Raw genomic sequence first — 14,128 nt, forward strand, 5'->3', positions numbered from 1 at the left:
CGATCGATCGACTGCACGCCGAACGCCATCTGCGGCTGCTGGTCGATGAAGATCAGCTGGCTGTTCTGCGGGGTGAGAACTTCAAGTTTCGGATTGCTCATGGCGGTCATGTCCTTTGACGGGGAGAAAAATCAAGCCTGCCTCGCCGGCAAGCCGGGGTTGGGGCGCCCGATGCGCTGTGCTGGGAGGTTTTCCTGCCAACGGCCTCCATTCAATACGGAAACCCGCAGCAATGCCAATTAATCGTTCTGTTTTAAAACGCCCGCAAAACAGATCCTGAAAAAAACTTAAATCAATTGAATTTTCGCGCCGCGCCCGGCGTGGCCTGATAGGCTCTTTTCCGACTTCGTCCGTTCATCGGCTGTGATTTATCCGCATCCTTCACACGGTTGTCATTCACTTCAATTTATCTTATGAAACCGTACATTGCCTCGCTACTTGCCGGCATTCTCGCCGGCGTCGTCTACGCGCTGATCGGCGTGCAATCGCCCGCTCCGCCCACCATTGCGCTGGCCGGCCTGTTGGGCATCCTTGCCGGCGAACAGATCCTGCCGGTCGCTCGCCGGATGCTCGCGGGCATCCACCTGAAGACCGCATGGAACGAGGCGAAATGCAGCCAACACATGTTCGGCTCGCTGCCCGGCGCGCAGCCCTCCCATGCCGCGGCGAAGCGCCGCGAATCGACGCCGACCTGACGCACCGTCATTGACCGGACCCAGCGGTTCACGGCGTTGACGTGACGGCCCGACGCCTCGCCTGTGGAATGCACCGGAATGTGCTGCAAGCGCCCCCGCCCATCGATGGCGGCTCATGCTCCGTTGCGCGCGCACGTGCATCGCCAAGTGTGAGAATCTTCAGCCTTTAGGCGGGAGAGACGTCAACATGAAGCTGTCATTCGAAGCGCTCGAAGCGCTGGACGCGATCGACCGCACCGGCACGTTCGCCGAAGCCGCGGAACTGCTGCATCGCGTACCGTCGGCCCTGACTTACCTCGTGCAAAAGCTCGAGGGCGACCTCGGCGTCGCCCTGTTCGACCGCAGCGGACGCCGGGCGAAGCTCACGCACGCGGGTCGCGTCGTCGTCGAAGAAGGCCGGCGGCTTCTGCATGCCGCGGAACAGCTCGAACTCAAGGCGCTGCGCGCGCAGCAAGGCTGGGAAACCGAGGTGCGCATCTGCATCGACGAGATCCTGCCGTTCGACGCGCTCTGGCCTTACGTGCATGCGTTCGACGGGCTGGGCATGGACACGCGGCTGCGGCTGTCCACCGAAGTCCTCGGTGGCACCTGGGACGCACTGGTGTCGCGCCGCGCGGATCTCGTCGTCGGTGCGGCGGGCGAGCCGCCGGAACTGCCGGGCATCGTCGCGCGACCGATCGGCACGCTCACGCACGTGTTCGCCGTCGCCCCCACCCATCCGCTCGCGGCGATGCCTGAACCGCTGTCGATGGCGTCGGTCGTCGCGCATCGCGGCGCCGTCATCAGCGATACGTCTCGCGAACTGCAGCCGCGCTCGGTCGCCGTCGATACCGGGCAGCCGACGCTCGCGGTACCCACCCTCGCGGCGAAACTGGCCGCGCAGTGCGAAGGGCTCGCCGTGGGCACGCTTCCGGATTGCATCGCGGCCCGCGCGATCGCGCAGGGCAAGCTGGTCGCCCGCCAGGTGACCGGCATGCGCGACACCACGCATTGCTACCTGGCGTGGCGCGGCGACGAAGCCGGCCGTGCATTGCTCTGGTGGGTCGAGCAGCTCGATCGGCCCGATCTCGTCGACCGGTTCCTCGCGCTTGCGTGATCCCGTCGTGGCGCCGGATTCCATCGCGAATGCACCGCATCACCTTCACGCGCCGCGTGTCCTGGTCCGCGCATCGGTCCGACATATCGTGATTGCACCGGCCACGCGCGCCGTTACGGATCGCGCGGCAGCGGCCCGGCCCCATCTGCCTCACCGGCTTCACCGGCCTCGCATGCAAGCACGTTCGCGTCCGGCCACGCATCGGGCGCGCCCCGCGCCGATCCGGACGGACGTTCGGGCGCGGCGACGTACGCGGCCAGCAGGCGAACACGCGCATCGGCACGGAGCGATGCCGCGTCCCGATCCCGCATCGCATCGAGCGCCGCGCGCGCGCGTTCCCGACCCTCGCCGACGAGCGACAGCTCGAACAGGCACGGCACCGCCACGGCCGCCAGCGCGATGCCCGTCTCGGCGTCACCGCCCGGCGAGAATGCCCAGTCGAGCGCCGCGCGCAGATTGCCGAGTTCGCGGCGAACCAGATCGAGCCGCGCGTCGGCCGGCGAACCGTCGCCGCCCGGCGCCCGCGTGAACAACCGATGGAAGTAGTGCGCATGCGCAAGCGCGGCCGCCGCGCATTCGCCGTTGTTCGCGAGTTGCTGCAGGGCGTAGGCGCGCGTCGTCGTCAGCAGCCGATAGCGCGGCGCGCCGTGCGCATTCTCGACGCTCACGAGCGACTTCGACACAAGGCCGGCGATCGTGTCGAGCAGATCCGCATCGCCCCCGCCCCGCGTTCCGACGACGTCCCGCACCGCGTCGATCGAAAAACCGTCGCGGAACACGCCGAGCCACCGCAGCAGCACGCGCTCCGCGTCGCCCAGCAAGCGGTAGCTCCAGTCGTACATGGCCTGCAGCGTCCGGTGGCGCGGCAACGCGGTGCGAAAGCCGCTGGTCAGCAGCCTGAAATGGTCGTCGAGATGCGCGGCCAGCACGTCGATACCGAGCACGGCCGCACGGGCAGCGGCCAGCTCGATGGCCAGCGGCAGGCCGTCGAGACGCCGGCAAACCGACGCCATCAGGGACACGCTGCGTTCGTCGAGCGGAAAGCGCGGGTCGGCGGCGCACGCGCGTGCCGCGAACAATTGCACCGCGCTTGCGCCCAGCATCTCCGCTGCGGCGGCACGCTCGTCCGGGACATCGAGCGGCGCAACCGGACACTGCCGCTCCCCGTGGATGCGAAGCGCCTCGCGGCTGGTCGCCAGCACGCGCAGCCCGGTGTCGGACTCGGTCAACACGGCCGCGATGCGCGCCGCCGCATCGAGCAGATGCTCGCAATTGTCGAGCACGAGCAGCATCCGGCGATGGGCGACGCTCGCCAGCACCGCTTCGAGCGTCGGCGACCGGGCCGGCCGCGCGATGTCCAACGCGTCCGCCAGCGCGTCGGGGACGAACTGCGGGCACGCAACCGTCGCCAGCGACACGAACGCCGCGCCATCCGCAAAGCGCGTCTCGGCCCGGATCGCGGCTTCGATCGCGACGCGCGTCTTGCCGATGCCGCCGGCACCGACCAGCGTGACGACGCGCGACGCGTCGAGCGCCGCGAGGACGTCGGCGACCATCTGCTCCCGCCCCACGAGCGCCGTCGGCGCGGGCGCGAGCCGCGACGGCGCGAGACGCCCGGGAGCGCCGCCTTCGCCTGGGGGTGGGGCATGGGCTTGGCCGCCGACGAGCCGATAGCCGCGCCCCGGCACCGTGACGATCAGATTGCGGTCGCGGGCCAGCGCCTTGCGCAACGACGCGATATGCACCTGCAGGTTGTTTTCCTCCACGATCGTATGCGGCCACACCCGCCGCATGATCTCGTCTTTCGAGACCAGCGCGCCATTTGCCTGAATCAGGATTTCGAGAATTTCGAAGGCACGGCTGCCGATGCGCAACAGTTTTCCGTTCGCGCGAATTTCACGTCTGTCGAGAAAAACGTGAAGTGTTCCAATGCGGATCATGGGCATTTCTAGTCGAGAGCATTGATCGATGCGCTATCCAAAAGCGACTTCGATTTGACCCCCTATGCTACGGCATCCGCTGCGTATATTGATTCGAATTATTGGAACGGAACGAGCAAGTTTTTTGAATCGTCGGAATCCGCACACCGCCATTTATCGATGAATCGCTTTTTTGACGATAAAACGATTACCGATCTTGAATCGGTTTTTTCCCGCACCGATTGGCGCGGGAACCCGGGCGTACGCAGATGATGTGCCGGACGCGTTTCCGCAGCCTCGTGCTGCGGTTCGAAACGGGCGTGCCCGCCCCCGGTTACGCGCGGGACATCCTGACGATGAAGCGGTCCAGTTCGGACGCGAGGATCGCCTCCCGGCAATTCGCCGGACGATTCGAGCCGCGCCACTGCGGCTTGTAGATCGCATCGCCGGTGCGGATCGGCTGGCCGGTCAGCGCGCAACGCCCCAGCGAGCGCGACTTCGCGCTGATCCAGCGCTGCTCGTCATACCGGCAGTGCGTCGGATCGCTCCACGACACGAGCACCGAGGATTCGGTCTGCCGCTCGATCGCGACGATCGCGCAGCGGCGGCGCGCTCCACCGCTTGGCGCAGCACGTGCATCGTCGCGATGACGGTGGCGCGCGACGTCGCGGTCGCGAAGATTCGACGACGCGCAGCGGCTTGCATCGGGCGACGGATCGAGCAGCGTCATTACGTGGTCCCAGCGATCGAATGCGTCCATGGCGGCATATCCAGGCAAATGGCGAGAGATTCGGACGTTTCGCCCCCGTCCCCATCACGGTCGTCACGCGCCGGCGCGAACCGGCAGCGGCCCGCGACGGGACGGCTTGATGCTGACGATAGCGGGCGGCCGCTGAAGAGTCTTGATTTCCCGGCTTAATTGTTCTGGCCGCCCCGCACGCGCGGCGCGCGGCACGGCCGGTTCATGAAAATTCAGCCGGATTTCAGTACAGGCCGCGTGGCCCCGCGATAGGCTCCCGTCGACGTTCGTTCGCCCCCCTCGTGCGCCTGCCGGCTCGCGAGCGCGAACGCACGACGGCTGCCGGCGAGATTGCCGCATGCGGGCAGATCCGGACATTCATTCCACGCGGCATCGTTCCACCACCGCACGTTCAAGGAGCCTCAATGCGTCCCGAAGACATCGACGCCGTCCCCTCGGCGCGCCGCCGAGACATGCTGCTCGCCGGCGCGACCGCCGTTGCAGCCGCCGCGCTGCCGGCCGCCGCCGCCGCTGCCGCCCCCCATCACGCCTCTTCCGCCCATCAAGGCGCCCATGCGATGAACACGATCACCACGAAAGACGGCACGCAGATCCATTTCAAGGACTGGGGCAGCGGCCGTCCGGTCGTCTTCTCGCACGGCTGGCCGCTGTGTGCCGATGCCTGGGACGCGCAGATGCTGTTCCTGGTGCAGCACGGCTACCGCGTGATCGCGCACGATCGCCGCGGTCACGGCCGATCGAGCCAGCCGTCGCAAGGCAATGACATGGATACCTACGCGGACGATCTCGCCGCGCTGATGAACGCGCTCGACCTGCGTGAAGCCACGCTCGTCGGCCACTCCACCGGCGGCGGCGAAGTCGCGCACTATATCGGCCGTCACGGCACGAAGCGCGTGGCGAAGGCCGTGCTGATCGGCGCCGTGCCGCCGCAGATGGTGAAATCCCCGACCAATCCCGGCGGCCTGCCGATGGACGTCTTCGACGGCATCCGCAAGAACGTCGCCGAGAACCGTTCGCAGTTCTACAAGGATCTGGCCGTACCGTTCTTCGGCTTCAATCGCCCCGGCGCGAAGGTGTCGCAGGGCACGATCGACGCATTCTGGGCACAGGGGATGATGGGCGGCGTGCATGGCCAGTATCTGTGCGTGAAGGAATTCTCCGAGGTCGACTACACGGAGGACCTGAAGAAGATCGACGTCCCGACGCTGATCCTGCACGGCGACGACGACCAGATCGTGCCGATCGACGATTCCGCGCGCCTGTCCGCAAAGATCGTGAAGCACGCGCAGCTCAAGGTCATCCCCGGCGGCGCGCACGGCATGTGCGTCGTCGACGCGGACCGGATCAATGCCGAACTGCTCGCGTTCCTGAAGGCGTAAGCGTCGTCACATGGCGCGCCGGGCCGGCGCGCCCTTCAGCGGCCTTCAACGCGGTTCAGGATTTTTCAGGTTGTTGAGGTCGTCGCCATCCGGTTGCCTCGCGCGCCGATGCGCAACGGCCGCCGGTCGTGCGCCGGTCGCGCACGGCTGGCGCACCGGCTCATTCGGGCGCGCCGCCCGGGCGCACGCCCAGCGCTTCGGCTTGCCGCACGAGGTCCGGCAGCGTGCGCACCTGCATCTTCTTCATGACCTGCGCGCGGTGCACCTTCACCGTGATTTCCTGCAGGCCGAGCTGCGACGCGATCTGCTTGTTCATCAGCCCCGCGACCACATGGCTCATCACTTCGCGTTCGCGCGGCGTCAACGACGCATAGGCCTGACGCAGCGCACGCAGCACGCGATCGCGCGAGAGACGCTCGCGGTCCCCGGCCAGTGCGCGGCTGACGGCATCGAGCATCGCGTCGTCGTCGAACGGCTTGGTCAGGAAGTCGAGCGCGCCGCCCTTCATCGCCTTGACCGTGGTGGCCACGTCGCCGTAGCCCGTCATGAACAGGATGGGCACGTTCAACCCCGTGCGCACCGCTTCCTCCTGAACGGCCAGCCCGCTCTCGTCGGCAAGACGCACATCGAGGATCAGGCAACTCGCCACATCGGGCCGCTCGAACGCGAGAAACGCCCGCGACGACGCGAAAGTCTCGACGTGAAAACCGGCCGAACGCAGCAGCCGGCTCAATGCGCGCCGCAGCGTTTCGTCGTCGTCGACCACATAGACGATCGACGTCATATCCGGCATGCCTGCCATTGCTTTCCCTGTGTTGACGTACCGTTCATCGCCGAATGATAAACGAGCCGGGAGCCCCGCGAAATGCCCGCGCAACCCTTGCGTGGCCGGGCGACGGCGTCAGGCAGGACGCCCGCCCGATGCGACCTGGTCGATCAGATTGATCATATCGTCCGATGGAAACGGCTTGCGCAGAAATGCGACCGCGCCTTGCGCGAGCGCGCGGCGAACCGATTCGTCGTCGCCGTGCGCCGACATGAAGATGATCGGAATCGTCGCGTTGCGCTGAACCAGCAGGCGCTGAACGTCGAGGCCGCTCATCCCCTTCATCTTCAAGTCGAGCAGCATGCAAGCCGCGTCGTCCAGCGGGCCGCTCGCGAGGAATTCCTCGCCCGACGCAAACTGCAATGCCGTATAGCCAGCCGATTTCAACAGGCTGGCAAGACTCTTACGGACCGACGCATCGTCATCGATGATGCAAACAATGCCCATGAAATGAGAACCCGAGATCTTTTTCTATCCAGAACATCGCGATACCGCTCGAGCGGTATCGACCGACGTATCACGCCCACCTGAGCGCCGGCATCGGTTGCACGGACACGACCGTCGCCGGCTGCGGCGCATCCGCGCGCTCCTCCGCCACGAACGACGCATATCGGGCATGAACGCGACCGGCCTCGCCGGACTCCGCCAGCTTCTCGAGCGCATAGGCGCGCACGACCTCGAGCAGCGAGTAGCGCTTCGACAGCCCGGCGGAATGGACGACCAGCAGCGATTTCGACGCGAGGCTGACCACGCAGTCGAGCACCTGATCGGCGGCCGGTTCGTCGCAGGCGGCCAGCGCGCACGCCGCGTCGAGCCGGAACGCATCCGGAAACACCGCGAGACGGCACAGCACGAGGCGCTCCGCCTCATCGAGCAACCGGTAGCTCCATTCGATGGTGGCCCGGAGGGTCTGCTGGCGCGGATGCGCGGTACGCAGGCCGCCGGACAGCGACAGGACGGACTTGTCGAGATCGGTGACCAGCCCCTGGATCCCGAGCGATGCCACACGGGCCGCGCCGAGCTCGAGCGCGAGCGGCAGGCCGCTCAGGCGGCGGCAGATGGTCGCGATCGCGTCGAGCGTCTGCAGGTCCGCCGGAATGTCGGTGCCCATCGCACGCGCGCGCGCCAGAAACATGCGGACGGCGCCGCACGCGAGGATCTCGTCGCCGTTCGCGCCGGCCGGCGGCACCGGCAGCGGCCCGACCCGGTACACGCGCTCGCTGGCGACCCGCAGCGGTTCGCGACTCGTCACCACGAGCAGCGCGCCGGTATTGCCCGCCGTGATCGCTTCGCAGAGATCCGCGAGCGCATCGACATGCTGCTCGGCATTGTCGAACACCAGCATGACGCGCCGCCCGCCGATCGCGCGCACGACATCCGCCGGCTCGGCGGCCGGATCGCCCGGTGCGCCGAGCGCGTCCAGCACCGCGGATTCGAGCGTCGCGCCGCCCGGCCGGCCGGCGAGATCGATCCGGACCGACTCGATGCCGCATATCGCCGACCAGGCCGCGACGACCTCCTGCGCGAGATGCGTCTTGCCGACACCGCCCGGCCCGACCAGCGTGACGAGCGCCTCGCGTTCGAGCAGCGTGTGCAGCTCGGCCGCTTCACGTTCCCGGCCGATCAGCGGACATTTGCGCGATACGCCGCCGGCGCGTGCGCCGGCCGGCGCGTCGGACCGCTCCGGCTCATGCTCGGCGCGGGAAAGCTCGACCGGCGCCGCAAGGCGATAGCCGCGGCCCGGTTCGGTCCGGATCCAGCCGTGCTTGCCGCCGAACAGCTTGCGCAGCGTCGACACGTGCACCTGGATGTTGTTCTCGACCACGATCGTGTGCGGCCACACGACCTGCATGATTTCTTCCTTCGATACGAGCCTGCCGGCTGCCTTCACCAGCAGCTCGAGAATCTCGAACGCGCGGGCGCCGATATATCGCGGCTGCCCGTCGACGTAGACTTCGCGGCACTCGAGGGATACCGTCACCCGACCGAACCTGTACATGATCCGCACCCGCCCATGCTGCGTCAAACCGTGCGCCGCCTCGCGAGGCGGCCCCCTTTGCCTTGCCCTTCGGGCCGCGTCGCGGCATGTCGAAGCGCGCACACGGATCGTATGGCGCGACGCTCGCGCGGACCATTATCCATAGGTTTAGTCCGGTGCCGGCGGGCCGTCGTCGAACTTGCCGCGGGTACTGCAAATTCTCGCGAGCTGACGGACAATGCACGTGCCGCGCGCCACGCGCGCATTCAGCCCGGCCGATACCGCTTTACGCGCCGCCTACACGCCGTACTCTGCTTCAACCCACCTGCCACGCCATCGTGAACCAAGCCCTGCGCGCCCCGGACAACGCAAATCGAATGGATGCGGACTGGCTCGCGCGTGCCGGCGTGTCGAATGCGGTCCGCTCCGGCGACGTCCTGCGGTTCGACCTGACGGACGCCGACACGGGGCGCGAGTGGTCGGCATGCCAGACCCGCTGGGAATTCGATCTGCGCTGCCGGCAATTCGAGCGCGAGTTCGCGTTGAACGACGTGCTGGAACCGGCGTGGGCGCTGCTGCCCGCCGCGCTGATCCGCGCAGCCGACGGCCCGGTGCTCGTGTATCCGCGCGTCGACGTGCGGGCGTTGGACACGCTGGCCGACGAACCGCTGCCGCTCGAGGTGTTTCTCGACACCGCGATCCAGGCCGCGCGCACGCTCGGGGAACTGCACCGGCGCGGCTGGCTGCATGGCGATCTGCAACCGGCCAGTTTCGCCATCGCGCCGAACGGCACGGTCATGCTCCGCTCGTTTGCCCATGCCCGCGACCGGCGCGCGGAGCACGTCGCCGAGCGCACCATACGCACGGAGTTTGCCGCGTTCGCCGCGCCTGAAGTATCGGAGGGCGCGTGCGGTGACGAGCGCTCCGACCTCTACGCGTTCGGCATCACGCTGTTTCGCCTGCTGACGGGCGCGCTGCCGTACCAGGCCACGTCGACGTCCGAATGGGTGTATGCGCACGTCGCCATGCAGCCGGCGCCGCCCACGGCCTTTCGCGCGGACGTGCCGGCCATCCTGAACGACCTGATCCTGAAGCTGATCGCGAAGGAGCCCGCCGACCGCTATCCGTCGTGCGAAACGGTGCAGCGCGATCTCGAACGCATCCTGCACGACTGGCTGGCCTCGGGCCTCGTCGAGCCGTTCGCGCTCGGCGGCCGCGATCCACTCGGCGGCCTGCACACGGCCGACCTGCTGGTCGGCCGCGAGCCCGAGTCCCGCCGGCTCGAGGCGGTTCGCGCAACCGTATCGCGCACCGGCGAGGCAGCCATCGTCCTGATCGACGGCGCGGCCGGCATCGGCAAGACCGCGCTGATCGAGGCGTTCACGCGCGACGTGCGGGCCGCGTCGAGAACGGCATGGTGCGCGTCCGCGAAGGTCGATCAGTTCCAGCCCGCCCGGCCCTACGCACCCGTGCTGCAGGCGCTGCGCGCGCTGTTCGGCAGCGCGCTGGCCCGGCGCGACGACGAAATCGCGCAAATCGCCGCGCGGCTGCGCGACTGCGTGGGCCGTCAGGCCAGCCTGCTGGCGCGCATCTTCCCGGAAATCAACTGGCTGCTCGATGTCGAGCCCGTCGCATTCGGCCATGCCGATGCGATTCCGGAATTTCATCTATGCCAGATCGTCGTGAATGCCTTCCGCGCGTTCGCGGCGCCGGCCGAACCGCTCGTCGTGACGCTGGACGACCTCCAGTGGGCCGATGACGCGACGCTCGCGTTTCTCGCGTCGATCGCGGCCGATCCGCCCGCGAATTTCTGTATCGTCGCCGGTTATCGGAGCGGGCCGCAGCACGATTTCGCGCCGGCCTTCCGCGGCTTCCTGCGGCAGCTCGACCGCGCGTGCGTGACGGCCCTGACGCTCGCGCCGCTCGGCGCCGCCGACGTCCCGCGCATGCTGGCCGGCATGCTTCGCGACGCGCCGGAGCGGCTGTCCGGGCTTGGCGCCATCGTTCACCGCAACACCGGCGGCAATCCGTTCCACATCCAGCAGCTGCTGCGTACGCTGATCGACGAGCGCTTGCTCGACTACGACGCGGCACGGCAGGGATGGCAATGGTCTTCGGCCGATATCGACGCGCGCTCCCTGAGCGAGAACGTCGTCAGCCTGCTGGAGATCCGGATGCAGCGGCTGCCGCACGAATCGAGAATGCTGCTGTCGCTGCTGGCCTGCGCCGGCATCGAGGCCGACGATGCACTGCTGTGCGCCGCCGCCGGCAAGACGCGTGCGGAACTGAGTTTCTGGATGGACCCCGTGCGTCAGGCCGGCCTCGTGTCGCTCACCGACAGCCGCTGGCGTTTCGCCCACGACCGCGTCCTCGAGGCCGTCTACGCGCTCACCGATCGCGCGGAGCGCACGCTGCGCCACACGCGGATCGCCACCGCGATGCTCGCCCGCGTCGACCGCGCGTCGACCGAATGCCTGCTCGCGCTGGCCACCCAGATCGAGCAGGCGAAAGCCGTGCCGCTCGACCGCGCGCTCGCGCTCGCGTTCGCGGATGTGCTGGTCGCGGCGGCAGAGGCGGCGGCCCCGGCTGCCGCGCGCGATCGTGCATTGTCGTTTCTCGCGTCCGCGCAATCGCTGCTCGGCCCCCACGCGTGGTCGCGGCACTATGGTCTCGCGAGCCGGATCGGCATCCTGCGCGGCGGCCTGCTCCTCGCCACCGGCGAAACCGCGCAGGCGGCCATCGCGATCGACGCGCTCATGGCGCGTACGCGCACGCCGGCCGACCGTGCCGAGGCCCACCGGCTGAAAGCCGCGCAACTCACGGTGGAGTCGCGCTACCGGCAGGCCGTCGACGTCGCGCTGGCCGGGCTGGCGCTGCTCGGCGTGACGCTGCCCGCCGAGCCGGTCGAGGCCGATCTCGCGGCAGCCTGCGACGCGGTGAAGGAGGCGCTCGACGGCCGCGCCATCCACACCCTCGTCGACTTGCCCGTGATGACCGACACACGCGTGGAAGCCACGATGGCGCTGTTGACCGCGCTCGAAGCCGCGATGTTCTATCCGAGCGGCGGGCTGATGCTGCTGCATTTCGCGACCATGGTCCGGCTGACCCTGCGCCACGGCGTCACCGCCGCGTCGGTGCAGGGCCTCGCATGGTACGGCGTCAGCATTGCGCAGTATCGCGACGCGTACGACGAGGGCTTCGAATTCGCGCAGGTCGCGCTCGCGCTGGTCGATCGCCACGGGTTCGAGCGCTACCGTTCCGCGACGTTGATCGCGCTCGACCAGGTGAGCGTCTGGACCCGGCCGCTGTCGTATGCACTCGAATGCGCGCGCGATGCGAAGGCGGCCGGCAACGCGAGCGCCGAGCTGCGCTGGATGTGCTACAGCTGCAACCACATCATCAGCGATCTGCTGTCGATGGGCGAAGCGCTGCCGGCGATCCGCGACGAGATCGATCCGCTGCTGAAGATCGCGCGCGGCGCGCGTTACGACGACATCGTCGACCTCGTTTCCACGCAGTCCGAATTCGTCGATGCGCTGCAGCTCGGTTTCGATCGGCCGATCGGCACCTGGCGCACCCGCGCGTCGCCCCGGACGCCGATGTCGGTGCTGCGGTTCTGGACCGACGTGCTCGCCGGCCAGGCGGCGTTCATCTTCGGCGACGCGGACGCGGCGCGCGCATCGCTCGATGCGGCCGCGCCGTTCGCGTGGTCGACGCCCGCGCACATCATGCAGTCCGACTTCCACCTGTTCGGCGTGCTGGCCGGCATCGCGGGCGACGCCGGCACCACGCCGCCCGACCGGCTGCTCGAACGCTTCGCGCCGCAGCGCGCGCGCTTCGCCGCGTGGAGTGAACGGAATCCGGGAACGTTCCGCAACAAGCTCGCGCTGATCGACGCCGAGTTCGCGCGCGTGCGCGGCGACCATGTCGTCGCGATGCAGCAGTACGAGGCCGCTGCCAGCCTCGCCGCCGAGCGCGGTTTCGTGCACGAACAGGCGCTCGCGCGCGAACTGGCCGCGCGCCATGCCGCATCGCTCGGGCTGAGCGGCCAGGCCCGCCATCAGCTGCGGCTCGCGCACGCGTGCTACCGGCGCTGGGGCGCGGCCGGCAAGACGCAGGCGATGGAATCGCAGCATCCGTTCCTCGTGATGGATCCGTTGCCGGGCGAACCGGCCGTGCCCGCACGCGAGGACCTCGATTTCGCGCTCGCGATGCGCGCCGCGCACTCTCTGTCCGAGGAAATCGTGCTGGAGCGCCTGATCCAGACGCTGATGCGCAACATGATCGTCTATGCCGGGGCGCGCTACGGCCTGCTGCTGCTCGCACGGCACGACCGGCTGACGATCGAGGCAACCGCGCGCACCATCGGCAGCGACATCATCATCAACAGTACGCGCGGCGAACCCACCGACGACGACATTCCGCTGTCGATCCTGAACACTGCCGTGCGAACCCGCAAGCCGGTCGTGTTCGCGAACGCGCAACGCGAAGGCGCACCCGATCACATCGACAGCCTGCGCGCGCATCCGACGCGCTCGCTGGTCTGCCTGCCTCTGCTGAAACAGGGTGCGCTGATCGGCGTGCTCTATCTCGAGAACAAGTTGACCAACGGCGTGTTTTCGCCGCGGCGCATCGCGATGCTGGAAGTGCTGGCGCCGCAGGCGGCCAATGCGCTCGAATCCGCACGGATCTATGCGGAACTGATCGACGAGAACGCGCGCCGGCTCGAAACGGAGGCCGCGCTGCGGCATGCGCGGGCCGAGCTCGCACGCACCGCGCATGTGACCGTGATGGGCGAACTGGCCGCGTCGATCGCGCACGAGATCAACCAGCCGCTCACCAGCATCGTGGCGAGCGCGGGCGCCGGCATGCGCTGGCTGCGCGGCACGCAGCCCGACCTCGGCGAAGCGCTCGCGAGCCTCGAGGACATTCGCGCGTCCGGCGTACGGGCGGCCGACATCGTCCGCGCATTGCGATCGCTCGCGCGCCAGGCGCCGCTCGCGCTGGCCCCGCTCGCGATCGACGACCTGATTCGCGACATGCTGCATCTCACCGCGACCGAAATCGACGCCAAGCAGGTCGCACTGCGCGTCGACCTGCACTGCGACGACATCCGCGTGATGGCGGATCGCACGCAGCTCCAGCAGGTGATCCTGAACCTGGTCACCAACGCGCTCGACGCGATGGACGGCCCGGCCACGTCGCGCGAGCTCGACGTCACGTCGTACGCCGGTGACGGCCAGGTGGTCATCAGCATCGCCGATCGCGGCGCCGGCATCGACGCCGGCATCGCCAGCCGGATCTTCGATCCGTTCTTCACGACGAAGTCGCACGGGATGGGGATGGGCCTCGCGATCTGCCGCTCGATCATCGAGGCGCACGGCGGCACGCTCGAGGCCACGCCGCGCGACGGCGGCGGTACCGCGCTCACGTTCCGGCTGCCGGTGTCGACGGCACACTGACTTCAGAACGTTT

The 14,128-nt window shown here is 68.3% G+C and carries 9 protein-coding genes and 1 pseudogene; 4 read left to right on the top strand and 6 right to left on the bottom strand.

Translation table 11 applies throughout. The annotated features are described in order from the left end of the window. A pseudogene (locus DIE06_RS33115) lies at positions 1 to 101 on the bottom strand (hydrolase); the annotation flags it as partial. Positions 102 to 413: 312 nt separating this feature from the next. Here DIE06_RS33115 and DIE06_RS33120 point away from each other — a divergent pair. Beyond that, positions 414 to 695, top strand: coding sequence for a XapX domain-containing protein (locus tag DIE06_RS33120; RefSeq protein ID WP_124665045.1), 282 nt, complete (start codon positions 414 to 416; stop codon positions 693 to 695). A gap of 187 nt (positions 696 to 882) precedes the next feature. After that, positions 883 to 1,791 carry a LysR family transcriptional regulator gene (locus DIE06_RS33125; protein ID WP_124665046.1) on the top strand — a complete coding sequence of 303 codons (909 nt, stop codon included), beginning with the start codon at positions 883 to 885 and terminating at the stop codon, positions 1,789 to 1,791. A gap of 113 nt (positions 1,792 to 1,904) precedes the next feature. Here DIE06_RS33125 and DIE06_RS33130 read toward each other — a convergent pair whose 3' ends face one another. Both DIE06_RS33130 and DIE06_RS33135 read right to left on the bottom strand, forming a co-directional pair. Beyond that, positions 1,905 to 3,731, bottom strand: a complete 1,827-nt coding sequence (locus DIE06_RS33130) for a winged helix-turn-helix domain-containing protein (RefSeq protein ID WP_124665047.1) — start codon at positions 3,729 to 3,731, stop codon at positions 1,905 to 1,907. A 313-nt stretch (positions 3,732 to 4,044) separates the two neighbouring features. Beyond that, the gene (locus tag DIE06_RS33135) at positions 4,045 to 4,470 is read right to left on the bottom strand and encodes a DUF3331 domain-containing protein (protein WP_124665048.1); all 426 of its coding nucleotides are present in this window, start codon (positions 4,468 to 4,470) and stop codon (positions 4,045 to 4,047) included. Between the two features lie 557 nt (positions 4,471 to 5,027). On the opposite strand from DIE06_RS33135, the gene DIE06_RS33140 reads away from it, so the two are divergent. Continuing rightward, positions 5,028 to 5,849 carry an alpha/beta fold hydrolase gene (locus tag DIE06_RS33140; RefSeq protein ID WP_124665070.1) on the top strand — a complete coding sequence of 274 codons (822 nt, stop codon included), beginning with the start codon at positions 5,028 to 5,030 and terminating at the stop codon, positions 5,847 to 5,849. 160 nt (positions 5,850 to 6,009) lie between these two features. Here the strand turns inward: DIE06_RS33140 and DIE06_RS33145 are convergent, their stop codons facing one another. The 3 genes from DIE06_RS33145 to DIE06_RS33155 form a co-directional block, all read right to left on the bottom strand. After that, positions 6,010 to 6,642 carry a response regulator transcription factor gene (locus DIE06_RS33145; protein WP_260433858.1) on the bottom strand — a complete coding sequence of 211 codons (633 nt, stop codon included), beginning with the start codon at positions 6,640 to 6,642 and terminating at the stop codon, positions 6,010 to 6,012. Positions 6,643 to 6,750: 108 nt separating this feature from the next. After that, positions 6,751 to 7,122: a response regulator transcription factor gene (locus DIE06_RS33150; protein ID WP_124665050.1), complete on the bottom strand. Its 372-nt coding sequence runs from the start codon at positions 7,120 to 7,122 to the stop codon at positions 6,751 to 6,753. A gap of 70 nt (positions 7,123 to 7,192) precedes the next feature. Further along, positions 7,193 to 8,656, bottom strand: a complete 1,464-nt coding sequence (locus DIE06_RS33155) for a winged helix-turn-helix domain-containing protein (RefSeq protein WP_185733537.1) — start codon at positions 8,654 to 8,656, stop codon at positions 7,193 to 7,195. A 374-nt stretch (positions 8,657 to 9,030) separates the two neighbouring features. Here DIE06_RS33155 and DIE06_RS33160 point away from each other — a divergent pair, with 374 nt between their 5' ends. Continuing rightward, complete coding sequence (locus DIE06_RS33160) at positions 9,031 to 14,115, top strand: ATP-binding sensor histidine kinase (protein WP_185733538.1); 5,085 nt, start codon at positions 9,031 to 9,033, stop codon at positions 14,113 to 14,115. Positions 14,116 to 14,128: the final 13 nt, after the last annotated feature.

This window comes from Burkholderia sp. Bp8998 (assembly GCF_003854235.1).
In the GTDB taxonomy this organism is placed as follows: Bacteria; Pseudomonadota; Gammaproteobacteria; order Burkholderiales; family Burkholderiaceae; genus Burkholderia.